General features: G+C 46.4%; 18 protein-coding genes. 6 read left to right on the top strand and 12 right to left on the bottom strand.

Translation table 11 applies throughout. The annotated features are described in order from the left end of the window. Window positions 1-7 precede the first annotated feature (7 nt). The 10 genes from flgK to flgB are packed head-to-tail and all read right to left on the bottom strand — an operon-like array spanning window position 8 to window position 8,064. Window positions 8-1,381, bottom strand: coding sequence for a flagellar hook-associated protein FlgK (gene flgK, locus J4N44_RS18580; RefSeq protein WP_009701130.1), 1,374 nt, complete (start codon window positions 1,379-1,381; stop codon window positions 8-10). Continuing rightward, on the bottom strand, window positions 1,382-1,930 hold the full coding sequence (locus J4N44_RS18575; RefSeq protein ID WP_053048973.1) for a rod-binding protein: 549 nt from the start codon (window positions 1,928-1,930) through the stop codon (window positions 1,382-1,384). Between the two features lie 10 nt (window positions 1,931-1,940). Further along, window positions 1,941-3,062 carry a flagellar basal body P-ring protein FlgI gene (locus tag J4N44_RS18570; RefSeq protein ID WP_222327167.1) on the bottom strand — a complete coding sequence of 374 codons (1,122 nt, stop codon included), beginning with the start codon at window positions 3,060-3,062 and terminating at the stop codon, window positions 1,941-1,943. After that, complete coding sequence (gene flgH / locus J4N44_RS18565) at window positions 3,062-3,733, bottom strand: flagellar basal body L-ring protein FlgH (RefSeq protein ID WP_009696916.1); 672 nt, start codon at window positions 3,731-3,733, stop codon at window positions 3,062-3,064. Before flgH ends, J4N44_RS18570 begins: the two co-directional genes overlap by 1 nt. 32 nt (window positions 3,734-3,765) lie before the next feature. Next, window positions 3,766-4,551, bottom strand: coding sequence for a flagellar basal-body rod protein FlgG (gene flgG / locus J4N44_RS18560; protein WP_005445374.1), 786 nt, complete (start codon window positions 4,549-4,551; stop codon window positions 3,766-3,768). 60 nt (window positions 4,552-4,611) lie between these two features. Further along, complete coding sequence (flgF, locus tag J4N44_RS18555; RefSeq protein ID WP_029789141.1) at window positions 4,612-5,343, bottom strand: flagellar basal-body rod protein FlgF; 732 nt, start codon at window positions 5,341-5,343, stop codon at window positions 4,612-4,614. Window positions 5,344-5,355: 12 nt separating this feature from the next. Continuing rightward, on the bottom strand, window positions 5,356-6,555 hold the full coding sequence (flgE, locus tag J4N44_RS18550) for a flagellar hook protein FlgE (RefSeq protein ID WP_005445376.1): 1,200 nt from the start codon (window positions 6,553-6,555) through the stop codon (window positions 5,356-5,358). A gap of 26 nt (window positions 6,556-6,581) precedes the next feature. Continuing rightward, window positions 6,582-7,265, bottom strand: coding sequence for a flagellar hook assembly protein FlgD (flgD, locus tag J4N44_RS18545; RefSeq protein WP_005445377.1), 684 nt, complete (start codon window positions 7,263-7,265; stop codon window positions 6,582-6,584). Further along, window positions 7,265-7,699 (bottom strand): flagellar basal body rod protein FlgC, encoded by a 435-nt coding sequence (gene flgC, locus J4N44_RS18540; RefSeq protein ID WP_005445378.1) that lies wholly within the window; start codon window positions 7,697-7,699, stop codon window positions 7,265-7,267. The genes flgD and flgC overlap by 1 nt, the downstream gene beginning before the upstream one ends. A 2-nt stretch (window positions 7,700-7,701) precedes the next feature. Further along, window positions 7,702-8,064 (bottom strand): flagellar basal body rod protein FlgB, encoded by a 363-nt coding sequence (gene flgB / locus J4N44_RS18535; RefSeq protein ID WP_005445380.1) that lies wholly within the window; start codon window positions 8,062-8,064, stop codon window positions 7,702-7,704. 78 nt (window positions 8,065-8,142) lie between these two features. On the opposite strand from flgB, the gene flgA reads away from it, so the two are divergent. The 4 genes from flgA to J4N44_RS18515 all read left to right on the top strand — a co-directional run bounded on the left by flgA (window position 8,143) and on the right by J4N44_RS18515 (window position 10,541). After that, window positions 8,143-8,940 carry a flagellar basal body P-ring formation chaperone FlgA gene (flgA, locus tag J4N44_RS18530; protein ID WP_252045573.1) on the top strand — a complete coding sequence of 266 codons (798 nt, stop codon included), beginning with the start codon at window positions 8,143-8,145 and terminating at the stop codon, window positions 8,938-8,940. Between the two features lie 138 nt (window positions 8,941-9,078). Next, window positions 9,079-9,360 (top strand): flagellar biosynthesis anti-sigma factor FlgM, encoded by a 282-nt coding sequence (flgM, locus tag J4N44_RS18525; protein ID WP_026000156.1) that lies wholly within the window; start codon window positions 9,079-9,081, stop codon window positions 9,358-9,360. A 22-nt stretch (window positions 9,361-9,382) separates the two neighbouring features. After that, window positions 9,383-9,820, top strand: a complete 438-nt coding sequence (gene flgN / locus J4N44_RS18520) for a flagellar export chaperone FlgN (RefSeq protein ID WP_005445383.1) — start codon at window positions 9,383-9,385, stop codon at window positions 9,818-9,820. Between the two features lie 43 nt (window positions 9,821-9,863). After that, on the top strand, window positions 9,864-10,541 hold the full coding sequence (locus tag J4N44_RS18515) for a lytic transglycosylase domain-containing protein (protein ID WP_050934169.1): 678 nt from the start codon (window positions 9,864-9,866) through the stop codon (window positions 10,539-10,541). A 403-nt stretch (window positions 10,542-10,944) separates the two neighbouring features. On the opposite strand, the gene J4N44_RS18510 is transcribed toward J4N44_RS18515, so the two are convergent. Beyond that, a complete protein-coding gene (locus J4N44_RS18510; protein ID WP_005445385.1) occupies window positions 10,945-11,463 on the bottom strand; it encodes an NUDIX hydrolase in 519 nt (172 codons plus the stop codon). 260 nt (window positions 11,464-11,723) lie between these two features. Between J4N44_RS18510 and J4N44_RS18505 the strand changes: the two genes are divergently transcribed. Together J4N44_RS18505 and J4N44_RS18500 are read left to right on the top strand one after the other, a co-directional pair. Continuing rightward, window positions 11,724-11,984 carry a putative hemolysin gene (locus J4N44_RS18505; RefSeq protein WP_005445386.1) on the top strand — a complete coding sequence of 87 codons (261 nt, stop codon included), beginning with the start codon at window positions 11,724-11,726 and terminating at the stop codon, window positions 11,982-11,984. 259 nt (window positions 11,985-12,243) lie between these two features. After that, window positions 12,244-12,918 (top strand): hypothetical protein, encoded by a 675-nt coding sequence (locus tag J4N44_RS18500; RefSeq protein ID WP_009696910.1) that lies wholly within the window; start codon window positions 12,244-12,246, stop codon window positions 12,916-12,918. A 9-nt stretch (window positions 12,919-12,927) separates the two neighbouring features. On the opposite strand, the gene J4N44_RS18495 is transcribed toward J4N44_RS18500, so the two are convergent. Next, the gene (locus J4N44_RS18495) at window positions 12,928-13,770 is read right to left on the bottom strand and encodes a YdcF family protein (RefSeq protein ID WP_017817329.1); all 843 of its coding nucleotides are present in this window, start codon (window positions 13,768-13,770) and stop codon (window positions 12,928-12,930) included. Between the last annotated feature and the right edge of the window lie 62 nt (window positions 13,771-13,832).

Here is a 13,832-nt window from a genome sequence, read left to right as displayed (position 1 = left end):
GTTCCCTTTAGAAAAGCTGCAATACAGCATCGAAAAGTCGGTTAGCTGTGCTAATGACTTTCATATTGGCATTGTGTGCGTTAGCAAACGTCATCAAGTTCGCCGCTTCTTCATTACTGTTAACCGCACTAACATTATCGCGTGCCGCGTGAGCTTGCTTGTTCATTGCGGTTTTTGCTTCATAATCTGCCGCAGCTTGGCGCGCTTTAATCGCCGTTTCACCAACCATTGCGGTAAATGCGTCGTTCAAGCTCAAAGAACCAAAACCTGTAATGGCGACCGGTTTGTTGCTCAGCTTAATCAAGTTATTCAGTACGTCGGCATTACCTGGTGCGCCATCACTTGAGAATGCCAATTCCTCTGCGCTGATTCCCGTAATTTTTAAGCTAGATGAAGGGTTTGCTGGGTCGTAACTGAACAAAGGTTTGCCCGAGTTACCTTTCAGGTCTTTACCCGTCGCAAGCACCGCGTTGTACTCGTCTGCCATCGCCTTTGCCATATCGTCCAGTGCCACTTGGTTTGGCATTAGGATTTCTGTTTGATAGTCGTTAATCGCTCCCAATTTGCCACCGACAGATTGATCGAGACCAAAACTTTGAGAAGCAAACTCAACATTTAAATCAGCAAGATAAGGATCGGAAGGATTTGGCTTCGACGTTAGCTGGCCGTAATCAGTCCCCATCACCAAAGGCTGACCTGAAGCGAGTGTCACTTGCATGCTTCCATCAGCTTGATCCGTTGTCTTGATTTCAACGATCTGAGAGAGCTCACCAATCAAAACATCACGAGTATCCATTAGCTGAGCTGGGTTACCGCCCGTTCCCTGCATTTCGACAATCTGTTTGTTTATGTGAGCGATGTTCGTCATCAAGCTATTGGCATGATTTAACGCCGCATTACGTTGCTCACTCATGTCTTTATGCTGATTATGAAGCGACTCGGTTAACGTATTGAAGCGGCGCGCTAACGCTTCTGATTCGTTGATAATTTGCTGACGGTATGGAATTGATTCTGGTTTTACTGTGGCATCATTCAAAGCTGCGTTAAGCGAATCCAAGCCCGCAGAAATACTAAAACCATCAGCGCCAAGCGTACTTTCAAGCTGGCTCATTGCGGTAGTGTAACCACTTGAGTATGACGCTAGGCTGTTTGTCGACCAAGTCTGTTTGACCAAAAACTGGTCTGTTACGCGGCGAATACTTGTGACTTCAACACCAATGCCCGGACTGAGCTTGTTGTACTTGCCATCCCCTACAGATGCCATAAGCGCTTGTTGACGGCTGTATCCTGGCGTATTGATGTTTGCCACGTTTTGTGCCGTCACTTCAAGTGCGACTTGGTTTGCGTTCAAGCCTGAAAGGCCGATATTAACAAGGTTCATTTACAGCTCCATTTTTCTGATCAGCGGCTGAGTAAACGCGGTCGTCATACCGGCTTCACCGAGCACTTGTTTAACAGAGGCGACCACTTGCTGCACGGAATTAACTGCATCAGTAACTGTGGCGATATCATCACTTTCAAGTTGTGACTTGCGTTCAAGCGAAGCCACTTTTCCATCATTCGCCGAAGAGATACTGCGTGATTGGTCGAATGCTACCTCACGCATTGATGGGCTTAGCTGTTGAACCAGCATATTGGCAATGCCCGCATTTTGCTTTTTAGCAAGCTCCATTGCCAGTTGACCGTCATACATATCGCGAAACACACCTTGTTGTTGGCTAGCAAATGGACTGTCTTTGTCAGCCAACACGTCGCTACTGCTGCGCATTTGACGAAGCACCATTTGCAGAAACATGGCTTCAAACTGACCTGCAACCACTTCCAAGGCACCTTCTTGATCACGGCTTCTCTTGATATTCGCTAACGCACTATTGTCGTGATACAACATGGAGCTCAGTTTGGCTTGATCGTTACTGGTATCTAATTTCATCTCAAATTCCTTAAATCACGACAAGCTCGGCATTCAACGCACCCGCTTCACTGAGTGCTTGCAGAATCGACATCAGATCCGTTGGTGTCGCACCTAAGCTATTCACTGCATTGACGATGGTGTTTAGCTCCGTTCCCGGCGGCCATATCACCATTTGCGCAAGCTCTTCATCAACGTTAATTTGCGTTTGATCTATGACTTTTGTATCACCACCAGCAAAGGCGTTCGGCTGGCTAACTTGTTGCGATTCCGATATACGGACAGTCAAGTTACCGTGGCTAACTGCCGCTTCGCCCACTTTGACATTTTTACCGATGACAACGGTGCCAGTACGAGAGTTGAAAACAATTCGAGCCGGTTTACGACCTTCTTCCACGCTCATCTCTTCTAGCATCGACATCATGGTTACACGCTGCTGGGTATCCATTGGTGCTCGCATTTCAACGCGTGCTTTGTTGATTGCTTTCGCTACATTTGGACCAAAGGTGTTGTTGATTTCACGGGCGATGTTTTTTGCGGTAGTGAAACTTGGCTTACGAAGGTTTAACGTGATTTCACCACGCTGGTTAAAGTCTGTTTCAATTTCTCGCTCCAACGTTGCACCGTTTGGAACACGACCTGCAGTTGGTGTGTTCACTTCTACCTTGGAGCCGCTTTTGCCTTCTGCCGACAAGCCGCCAACTACCACACTACCTTGAGCGATGGCATAAACTTCACCATCAATACCGCGCAGTGGTGTAAGTAATAGCGTACCGCCACGTAAGCTTTTCGCGTCACCAATAGAAGAGACCACAACGTCGAGTGTTTGACCCGGTCCCGCCATTGGGTCTACCGATGCAGTAACACTCACCGATGCAACGTTACGTAGTTTCGGGTTCATGCTGTCATCAATTTGTACACCAAATTGGCGTAACATGTTGGTAATCGATTGAGCAGTGAATTTAACTTGGTTCCGATCACCTTGACCTGCCAAGCCCACTACCAAACCGTAGCCGACCAATTGGTTTTCTCGGATGCCCTGAACATCCACCAAGTCCATGATCGGAATTTCCACTTCAGCTTGCGAAGTGGTAGGAAGTCCCAAGGTCAATGCCAATAGGAAAGAAGAAAAGAATGCGTTAATTGGCTTCATTAGAATGGTACCCATGGGCTGTTGAAGAACTGCGTCAGCCACCCAGCTGCGTTGCTGTCAGCTAATGCGCCGCGACCTGCATAGGTGATACGAGCATCTGCAATACGCTGAGAAGAAACTTGGTTGCTACGGTTGATATCATCAACACGCACGATGCCAGTTAGGCGAATAAATTCATCGCCTTGGTTAAGTCGCAACCACTTTTCACCGCTAATACGAAGCACACCATTTGGTAGCACTTCATGCACAGTAACCGTGATTGCACCCTGTAATTTGTTGCCCTGTGAACTAGAAGCGCTGCCATCAAAATTACGGCTACCGTCCACGCTTACACCCAATTCATCGATGGTTTTAGTGCCAATGGTTGGCGCAACAAAATTTACAGTGGAGCTTTTACCAAACTTAGTGCCTGCTTTTTTGCTAGATTCCGTCTCTTCCGATAGCTGCACCGTCAAGACATCACCAACACGGTAGGCACGTCGGTCTTGGAATAACGTCATGGTGTATTGGTGACGATAAAGGCTACCTGAGTTTGCTTCTGGCAAGGTGTAATCCAACACCGGCGGCGCGTATTCCTCTGCATTTGGTTCAGGCGGAATAAACTCCTGACGCCCAGCACATCCCACCAGCAACACGACGGCAACTGCCCAACTTTTCGAAAGCCATTTCATTGCTTTTTCCTTCATCATCACCAATTTCTTACCTACATTGCCTGTGCGACAAACTTCAGCATGTCATCCGCTGCAGAAACGACTTTTGCGTTCATTTCGTATGCGCGCTGAGTTGTGATCATGTCGACCATCTCTTCAACAACTTGCACGTTAGAGCCTTCTAAAGCCCCTTGCTTAATGCTGCCCGCGCCATCTTCACCTGCGATTAACTCGTCAGCTGGTCCGCTTGCTGCTGTTTCACGGAACAAGTTGCCACCCACTGCTTCTAAGCCTGCTGGGTTAATGAACTTAGCCAGAGTGATTTGCCCTAGTTGTTGCGGCGTCGGGTCATCTGCTGACGTGGTTGTTACCGTGCCATCCACACCAACAGAGAATGAAATGGCGTTATCTGGGATCTGAATTTGAGGCTCTAGTGGTAGACCTTGACTGTTCACCATCAAACCTTCTGAGTTGATATGGAACTGACCATTTCGGGTGTACATGATCTGACCGTCAGAGTTTTCGATTTGGAAAAAGCCCTGCCCCATTACCGCCAAGTCGAACTCACCAGTCGTGTTTTGTGTGTTACCTTGTGTGAAGACTTTTTGCGTCCCCACGACACGAACACCAGAACCCAACTGAACACCGGTTGGTAGCTCGTTAACTTGGTCAACTTGCGCGCCTGGCTGACGCTGAATGCTGTAGAACAGGTCTTCAAACACTACTCGGTCACGCTTAAAGCCGACCGTGTTGACGTTTGCTAGGTTGTTCGAGATGGCAGTCATTTTTGTATCTTGAGCTGCCATGCCCGTTTTACTTACCCATAATGCTGAATGCATTGGTTATCTCCTTTGTGGCAGGAATTATCTAGAAGCACGATTTACGTTGAGCAAAAAGTGTTATCTCGCTGCCATCAATTTGTTTCCGGCTTGCGCCAAGGTTTCTGCGGTTTTCATCATGCGAACTTGCATCTCGAAGTTGCGCGTCAGTGACATCACGCTGAGTAGTTCATCGATGGCTGAAACGTTACTACCTTCGATATGCTCTGGTGCCAATTGCACCGTTTCATCAGCAACAAAAGGCACACCATCAACACTGTGCAGTAAGCTGTCGCTTTCTTTCTGAAGTTGGTTAATGGCAGGTTTCACCATTTTTAAAGTGCCAACTTCAACTTCTGCACCACCGCCCGGTGGGATCACAGACACGCGACCGCGCTCACTGATCTCAATCTTTTGAAAATCAGGCACGATCATTGGTCCGTTTTCACCTACAACGGGAAATCCATTGATACTCATGGCACCAAACGTATCGATTTTGATGTTACCCGCACGCGTGTAAGCCTCATTTCCAGCCGGTGTTTCTACTGTTAGGTAGCCTTCACCCATGATCGCAACGTCTAAGGGGCGTCCCGTTTTCATGATGTCGCCAGAATCAAAACGCGTCGATGCAGAGTTCGTCACCACCATGGTGCGACCATCAAAGCCCGCACCTTGCAATTCAACGCTTCGTACACGTTCCATATCCGCACGGAAACCAGCAGTATCGGCGTTCGATAAGTTGTTAGAACGAACGTGCTGAGCCTTAAGAACTCGGCTCGCACCAGACGTTGCAGTAAATAACAAGCTATCCATGCAATACTCCCATTACACTGCGTTGAACAGAGCTTGAGTTAGCTTGTCGTTGGTTGAGATGGTTTTGGCGTTCGCTTGGTAGTTACGCTGCGCCGTCATTAGCGCGACAAGCTCACTGGTTAAGTCAACGTTAGAACCTTCCAATGCACCCGGAGTAAGGTCACCCAGTGTACCTGTACCCGGAACGCCCATGATCGGCGCACCAGAGCTAAAGCTTTGTGTCCAAGCGGTACCGCTCACTTTCGATAGACCTTGCGTGTTAGCAAAGTCCGCAAGCACTACTTGACCTTGAAGTTGAGATTGACCATTGGTGTACGTCGCGTAAACCATGCCGTTGTCTTCCACTCTAACGCCAGCAAGTTCACCCGATGTGTAACCATTTGGATTATTGGTGCTCACGCCAAATGCAGCACCAAACTGAGTACTACCTGAAAGGCTAATATCAACGCTCATTGCGTTTGCACCCGCGGCTGGGAATGCCACATTAAATGCGCCAGCAGGAGAAGCCAGCGTACCATCGGTATTGAATTGAACGGTTTGAGCTGTTGCAGGAGTCGTAGGCGCGCCATCCACTTCTACATTCACTTGCCATTCGTTATCTGACGTTTTAGTGAAGTACTGAGTCACCGTATGGGAATTGCCTAGCGAGTCGAAAACCTTGGTGGTGTAAGAAGAGTTGAATGATTTAGGGTCCGAAGAATTAAATGGATAAACCGCTTGATCAATCTTGGTCGCACTTGCATCGAAGTTAGCAACAAATTCTAAGCTGCTTGTTGCTTTAGCACTCAGAGAAGAAGTGGATACCTTGATATCGCCGACTGAACCTGTTTGCAGGTTATTATTGTTGTCAACGCTGTAGCCTTGTAGTTTGGTTCCGTTGTTCGCGGTAACGAAATTGTTCTTATCTGTGCTAAATACACCAGCACGGGTGTAGAGCATTTGACCCATAGAGTCTTTGGTCACAAAGAAACCGTTGCCGTTAATTGCTAGGTCCATTGCTCTGCCAGTACCCGTTACAGAACCGTTTTTTTCGAAGTTCTGAGAGATTGACGCCACTTCTACGCCGCCTGGCTGCATGCCGTTGTAAACCGCCGCGAATTCAGTACGACCGCCTTTGAAACCATACGTCGATGCGTTAGCAATGTTATGACTGATGGTGTTCAATTCTGTATTGGTCGCGTCCAGACCACTAAGTGCGATGTTAAAACTCATAAATAACCTCTGATTTCCTTATTTGGTTAAGCACCAAACTGAGTAATTTGATAGAAAGGAACGTTGCCAACGCCTTGAACATTGACCAGTGCTGAGCCACCTGAGCTTGGAATACGAACCTGCTCAACCGTGCCTGCCAGCAAAACTTTAGGGCTTTTCTGCCCATCTTGAACTTCCACCGCAACGGTGTACTTACCCGGTTTCAAACCGAGCTCTTCAGGATTAATGGAGAATTCCAAATCACCAGCAGCGTGCGCGCCAAGAGGCACTTTCGTTGATTGACCAAACTGGTCTTTCACCACTAGCGTTACTTGGTTAGAACCATGTTCTAGTTCTATCTTGCCGTTTTGCGCGCCTTCACCGAGTTCAAACTCATTCGATGAAACGTACACGGTTTGACCAACCAAACCAGCGGTCGAAAGCACTTGCATGTTGTCGAGTAACACCATGCTGTTTTGCATTAACTTCGACATATTTTCGGTACTCTGCACCTGAGAAAACTGCGCAAGTTGACCAACGTACTCGGTTCCGTCTAACGGGTTTAGTGGGTCTTGGTTTTGAATTTGTGCAACCATCAACGAGATAAACTCATTTTGCAGTGAGCTGGCACTGTTCATATCTGATGGGTTAGCAGAGACACTTGCGTCACTGCCAGACTTGGTTGTTACCGGCTTATCGGAAGACAGTGGGGTGTATTGTGCAATACTCATTAGCTACCCTGCCCTAATCGAAGCAGACCTTGCTGCATGCTTTTCACATTCGCCAATACCTCGACATTGGTCTCGAAGCTGCGTGTCGCTGACATCATGTCTGCCATTTCTGACACCACATCAATATCCGGGTAGTACACGTAACCTTCATCGTTTGCCAATGGGTTATTAGGTTCGAAGCGCTTCTCTGCCTGCCCTGCATTTTTCACAACATCCACAATGCGAACTTCTGCATTTGGATAAGCACTGTTCTCTGTTGCCATTTGCGTTTTTTGATACACAGTTGCAAACACAGGTTTAAGTGCCTTGTAGGCATCATCTGGGTTGGCAGACACCGCATCGGCGTTTGCAAGGTTACTGGCTACCGTGTTCAGACGAACGGTTTGCGCCGTCATCGCTGAGCCAGTGATCGAATAGATATCAGTAAATGACATGTTTAACGTCCCTCAATCGCTTTCGCCAAGCCACTGAATTTCATGTTGAGAAACGTCAGGCTGGTTTGAAAGTCCATGTTGTTTTGTGTGAATTTGGCTTGTTCAACACCAAGTTCTACGGTGTTGCCGTCTTTGCTGTTTTGGTAAGGCACTGAATATTGCGCCTCTACCTGAAACTTCGGCACTGATTTGCTCACACTTCCCGTCGACATATTGTTCATCACGGTGGTGAAGCTCAGGTCCTTTGCCAAGTACCCTGGGGTATCAACATTTGCTAGGTTACTGGCGAGGACTTTGGTACGCTGAACGCGAAAATTAAGTGCCTCTGGATGTACACCTAACGCATTTTCGAATGTGATCGCCATGCATCTTTCCTTCAAGTCGGCTCGAATACGCCAAGAATGAAACAAGATGCGTGCCATAAAAATTACTTATAAAAATCAATGAATTACAAACAAGAAAGGAAGCCTCGCTTCCGGTTTACGGAAACCACTCAAAACAAGGGGAAAGGTCGATTTCCCCAAATTATGCTGCTTTGTGGTTTGGTTTTGAGTGCCAGTTCGATAAGTGCCGCTGCCGCTGAGAAAAACCTCACTGCGAACGAACTAAAAGTCACCGTCAGTGAACAATTTGAGCAAGAAGTCGCACAAATCGCGCGTTCACACCATTGGGGAACCTATCAGCTCGAATATCGTATTTGGGTTCCGGGCTCTGCCAATCACTTGCCCGCCTGTACGTCGCCTTTGGTCATCGCAGGACGAGATAATCGCCCACTGCCTGTTGGCAATTTGAAGCGCGCGGTCAGTTGTGAGGACATCACCTCTCCTTGGCGAATCAACGTTACAATCAAATCTGCAGTGACACTCCCTGTCCTCATTGCGACCAGCACAATTGGGCGTAACGAAACGATCTCCGCGACTCATTTAAAATCTGAAACGCGCACGATTTCGCGCCAAGACGACTTCTACACACAAGTGAGCCAAGCGGTAGGATTGGAGACCTCTCGCCGTATTCGCGCCGGACAAATTATTGATCCTTCAAACCTAAGCTCCCCTGCTCTGGTTGAGAAAGGCAACGAGGTGATTATTGTTGCGAGCAAAGATGGATTTAGCGCCAGTACCAAAGGCGTCGCCCTAGAACAGGGAAGGAAAGGTCAGCAGATCGATGTAGAAAACATCAGCTCTGGCAAAGTGATACGAGCAGTCGTGACAGGGTTAAATCAAGTACATACTCAGTTCTGATTTTGGACTCAGGTTATCATTTTTTGATTTTTACACTCGTCAGCACAGGTGAACTTCGAGTACAAAAAATAAATATTTAATGTTCATCACACCCTAGTCGCCTATTCGATTTAGAACATGATGATTGAGGACAACAGCATGAAAATCGACAAAGTCGCGGGCGGTCATGTCCCACAAACGAAATTCCAGCAAGCAAGCAAGAAGCCTGTCGAAACCATCGCACAGAGCAAAACTAGCGAGCCAGCATTCCAAGCTAACACTGCCGCCATCGATCGCGCTCAAGCAGAAATGAAATCACTGCCAGACGTAGATATGGCAAAGGTTGAAGAGATCCGCAACGCATTAGCACGTGGTGAACTGAATCTGGATACCAAAGCACTATCCAAAGCAGTAATGCAGTTCCACACTGGTCACGAGTAACGCAGCGCACTAGGAGTCATGCATGGCAACGGCCGCATCGCAGCACATTCAACAATTTGTTCGTTCCCTAGCGGAAGACATTAAACTCTACCAGCAATTGCTAGAGCTTATTCAGCAACAAAAAACGCTGTATTTGAAGTTTGATGGGGAATCGCTTAGCGAGAACATTCAAAAGCAAACGCCAATTTTGAATCGACTTAGTCGCTCGGCGAGTGAAAGAAGTCAGTTGATGCGCTCGCTTGGACTCCCTTGCAACGAAACCAGTGTGAATCGAATTTTCAATGCTCTGCCTGCTAAAATTGGCACGCAAGCAAGAAAACAATGGGCGCTGTTGGAAACCTTGGTAAAACAATGCCAAACGGACAATCAGAGCAACGGTCAAAGCTCTGCGGCGTTCCAAGAGTTGGTCAGTCAACTCAAGCAACCTGTGCAACACACTTATGAAGAGCGTTCGTTCTAAACAATTCTCGCCTTGCCTACAGAATCTTCCTCCATCCAGGTCGATTACTGTGGGCTTTTTTGCGTTTTGGCTCACCTGCTTTTCTTCTCTCTCAATAGCCAAACCCAACGAAGAAACCATTACCCAACAATATCAAGTGCTCGCGCCCTACCAGAGCCAAATTGCCAAACGTCTCGATTCTGTTCGCCCATTGCTCGATCATATTTTCAAACAGCTTAAGCAGCAGTCGTTACCGCCCACATTCGTTTTGTTGCCCATGTTGGAATCGTCTTATAACCCTCAAGCCGTCTCACATGCGAATGCTGCGGGTCTATGGCAATTAATCCCTGCCACAGCGACACGATTTGGTTTACAAGTATCAGACACCGATGATGAACGGTTTGATACCAAAGCCAGCACTCAAGCGGCGTTGAAATACTTGGCGTTCCTGTATGAGAAGTTTGATCAAGACTTGGCACTGACTCTAGCAGCTTACAACGCGGGCGAGGGACGCGTATCAAGGGCGATGAAAAATGCGGGCAGTCGACATTTTGATGCGCTCACTTTACCCAATGAAACACAAGAGTACGTCAACCGCTTCTACGCACTAGAGCGCTTGGTTGATGTACAACAACTTCGTACGGATTCTTTTCAGCCTTTGCTGTTATTTTCCGACCAGTCATCTATCTACACCAAACCGCTTATAGACCTTAGTCGATTACCACCTCTGGTCGAATTGTGACACCCATCACTAAAACTCGACAATGTCAGGTGTTCGTAAAAATACAAGATCCTGTACTGCCAATTTGCAAACTCGTGATCTCGATGCAAACGCGTGCATAAAAGTTAAGGTAATGTATCTCAAAGATAAGAAAGAGCAGTGGTTTGCTGATAATTCACCAATTTGTGCTTGTGTATTGAGTAGAGATGCATCACATTACGGGTGCAAATTCAGTGAAAAACAATGGTTAGACCTATTAATTATTTACACAACAAATATAAAACCGCTATTGTTTTTACAGATTGAAACAAAATACAGAATATCGAGATGACGCTTCGCTTGCGCGTCTGGAATAAGTCCGGGTTCCGGGGGGGAGCTCGGACTTTTTTATTGGCTGGAAGTTACAACTTTGATCGAAGGGTGATTACAACAACTCTTTTGCGATTAGTTGGAGCAAGAAGGTTTCGCGTTCAATGCTCATTCCTTTCTTTGGGCTTTCTGCCATCGTCTTTTCATTATGCGCAATCGCATCATGCACATTCATCCAAACTGGACGCATGCCGTTTTTCACTTCGTAATCTTCATAAGACGTTTCACCTAGCTCACGGTCAATCTTGCACGTGTAGCAGTATGACGTCATGTGCATCACATCCGCATCGTCTTTGTACCAAGGACGAAACTCTTCAAAGATACCAAATGGCTTAATGTTGTGAATGTTTTTCGCACCAGTTTCTTCTTCGAGTTCACGAACCAAACCTGCAATCACGTCTTCGCCTTCATCAATACCACCACCCGGCAGAGTGTAGTCGTGGTAACGTTCAGTGTAGAGGAGAAGAACATCTTCACCATCAAGCACAATGGCACGTGCTGCATTACGCTGAAAGATGATTTTGTCATCCAAATGTTCGATGTCTGGGTGCGTAGTTGTTTTTAAGTGTCTCATCGCAGGATCCGCTGTGAATGTTTTGCGCGCATACTACCGAAATTCATAACTATTCCCAAGTTTCAATTTGCGCAAGCCTACAACAATGTCACCCAAGATAACCTTGAGATACTTGGATATACAGACGAACAGTGAGCAAATTCTAAAATTACACAGAATTCCCTTTCAAGCGTCGTGCTTTTAACAAACATAAGACAGTATTTTTCTTAAACTCTCCTATAATCAACACACTACTCGTAATTCCCACGCGGAGATCAAGAATGAAAAAGACGGCTTTAGTAACGGCAGTGGCGGCAGCAATGGTGTTGGCAGGTTGTTCTACTTATGAAGGTGCAACTCGCTCAAACGAATACACATCAGCAGCAAACCCAGCAGCAGTATACTGCGTGCAGCAAGGTGGTGAACTAGATACAGTGACAGAAAACGGTGAACGCGTAACTTACTGCCTATTGTCTGAAAATGAGCGTGTTGAGCAATGGGAATATTACCGTAAAAACCACAAAGAAGACGCTGAGTCGTAATGGTTAACATTTACGCAATCTAAGATTGCACAATCCACAACAAAGGAGCTTCATGCTCCTTTTTATTTTATCTAAACATTCCAGATTTCTGACACTTAGTCCTTTATTTACCAGCCTTACCGCATAGCGACACCATATCGAACGCCGTTTTATTTCTGACATTCCCCTGACATTACTTTCCACTTGGGCAATAAAATTTCTCGCGCACATCACGAAATTTCACGTTTTTTCCACATTTTTATTGGAGCGGGTAGTCAGGATGAAAATAGATACTGTCAAACAAGTCGAATCGGCACAATCCAACCTTGTTGAAGACTCAAAAATTACTGAAGAATCAAAGCGCGTTATCTACAAAGCGATGTTGAGTGCATTGACCATCATCGCGATTAGTATTTTAGTGAACCTGAGTATTCGCGTAGATTACGTTCTACTGGGCTCAAGCTTGGGTGAAACATCCATCACTGAAACGCTACAACTGATCATGTTAGCCGTCGCTTCTTGGTCGTTCTATCGCGTTTCCAAGCAAGAAGCTCACTTATCGCACGCCGCGATCCTTATCTCTGGCTTTTTTGCGGTATTGATGATCCGCGAAATGGATTACTGGTTTGATATGATTCACCATGGCTCTTGGGTATTCCCAGCCTTAGCAGTAACAGCACTCGCATGTGCAAAAGCTTACCAAGGTGGTAAAGGTACCGTGAATCAGATGGCGGTTATACTTCAGTCGCCATACATGAAACTGCTCATTGGCTCTGTTGTTTTATTGGTGGTATTTTCTCGCTTATACGGAATGGGAAGTTTCTGGCAACACGTTATGGGTGAGCACTACGTGCGTGATGTGAAAAACATCTCTGAAGAAGGCATCGAGCTATTGTGCTACAGCCTTATTGCACTAAGCGCAGTTCGTACTCGTCGTGAACTTAAACGCCAGTAAACCTGAGTTTCATTCCGATACACTCGCTTCTGGGTCAAGGCGTTGATTTAACGCCGTGAGTATCGGATGAAATACAGCCAACGCTTGTTGCGCTGCAAAAACTGAATCATCAAAGGCCGTCATTTCGATGGCCTTTTTCATCTCTGCGATTTGGTTTTTAACGTCTTGTGTTAAAGGCAAAGTTTGGAGTTTTTCTATTGCTTTTAAAGCTATCGCTAATGGCTTCGCTTGTACTTGAGCCAAGTCTCGCTTAAATGCCTTGTTTTTCACCCCTTCCAAATAAACACGATAAGTCGTCAGTTCATCAAATAAAAGAAACGCATCTGCCTGAGTGCCTGAGTTTGGATATGGCACACTGATATGCTCAGCGATATCTAGTGAAACAGTGAGCTCTATTCCCATGTCTGCACAACGCGATTTCAATACTCGTAATAAGCCTTGTTCATCCATCAAGGTTTGGATCTCAATAATGCGCTCTAAATGGTAGTCATTGGAAAGCAGTATGACTTCGATAGCTTGTCCCATTGGACATAACCCACTTTTCAGTAGCTCTTTTGCCGCATTTTGCATGTTCTGCACGGTATTCAGGGAACGATTCTCGATGATGACTTGCTGATCAGGAAAGTCTATTCCCCTAACCTTGGCTAGCTGACCAAAATACTGATACATCGCATCCGCTTCAGAGATCGTTTGACCATGAGTGACCCCTCCACAAAAAACCAATGCCGTCGACTCAAAATCCCATTGGTTTAAAACGGAAACTAAAGCTTCCACACGTGAGCGCCCTTCAGCACTGAGCTGATCATGCACCAAACGCTTACCTAGAATGATCACTACCTTGTTTAACTTCATTACCGAGATCTCAATTACTCATACTTTCGCGAACAATTTGTATACAAAAATTTGCTTTGCCA

Source organism: Vibrio sp. SCSIO 43155, from assembly GCF_023716605.1.
Lineage (GTDB): Bacteria > Pseudomonadota > Gammaproteobacteria > Enterobacterales > Vibrionaceae > Vibrio > Vibrio harveyi.
This window is presented reverse-complemented; position numbering and strand designations above follow the sequence as displayed.

Bases quoted from the DNA above. Each gene is read 5' to 3' on its own strand.
- flgK (WP_009701130.1), bottom strand. From the start codon at position 1,381: ATGAACCTTGTTAATATCGGCCTTTCAGGCTTGAACGCAAACCAAGTC.
- J4N44_RS18575 (WP_053048973.1), bottom strand. From the start codon at position 1,930: ATGAAATTAGATACCAGTAACGATCAAGCCAAACTGAGCTCCATGTTG.
- J4N44_RS18570 (WP_222327167.1), bottom strand. From the start codon at position 3,062: ATGAAGCCAATTAACGCATTCTTTTCTTCTTTCCTATTGGCATTGACC.
- flgH (WP_009696916.1), bottom strand. From the start codon at position 3,733: ATGAAATGGCTTTCGAAAAGTTGGGCAGTTGCCGTCGTGTTGCTGGTG.
- flgG (WP_005445374.1), bottom strand. From the start codon at position 4,551: ATGCATTCAGCATTATGGGTAAGTAAAACGGGCATGGCAGCTCAAGAT.
- flgF (WP_029789141.1), bottom strand. From the start codon at position 5,343: ATGGATAGCTTGTTATTTACTGCAACGTCTGGTGCGAGCCGAGTTCTT.
- flgE (WP_005445376.1), bottom strand. From the start codon at position 6,555: ATGAGTTTTAACATCGCACTTAGTGGTCTGGACGCGACCAATACAGAA.
- flgD (WP_005445377.1), bottom strand. From the start codon at position 7,265: ATGAGTATTGCACAATACACCCCACTGTCTTCCGATAAGCCGGTAACA.
- flgC (WP_005445378.1), bottom strand. From the start codon at position 7,699: ATGTCATTTACTGATATCTATTCGATCACTGGCTCAGCGATGACGGCG.
- flgB (WP_005445380.1), bottom strand. From the start codon at position 8,064: ATGGCGATCACATTCGAAAATGCGTTAGGTGTACATCCAGAGGCACTT.
- flgA (WP_252045573.1), top strand. From the start codon at position 8,143: ATGAATTACAAACAAGAAAGGAAGCCTCGCTTCCGGTTTACGGAAACC.
- flgM (WP_026000156.1), top strand. From the start codon at position 9,079: ATGAAAATCGACAAAGTCGCGGGCGGTCATGTCCCACAAACGAAATTC.
- flgN (WP_005445383.1), top strand. From the start codon at position 9,383: ATGGCAACGGCCGCATCGCAGCACATTCAACAATTTGTTCGTTCCCTA.
- J4N44_RS18510 (WP_005445385.1), bottom strand. From the start codon at position 11,463: ATGAGACACTTAAAAACAACTACGCACCCAGACATCGAACATTTGGAT.
- J4N44_RS18505 (WP_005445386.1), top strand. From the start codon at position 11,724: ATGAAAAAGACGGCTTTAGTAACGGCAGTGGCGGCAGCAATGGTGTTG.
- J4N44_RS18500 (WP_009696910.1), top strand. From the start codon at position 12,244: ATGAAAATAGATACTGTCAAACAAGTCGAATCGGCACAATCCAACCTT.
- J4N44_RS18495 (WP_017817329.1), bottom strand. From the start codon at position 13,770: ATGAAGTTAAACAAGGTAGTGATCATTCTAGGTAAGCGTTTGGTGCAT.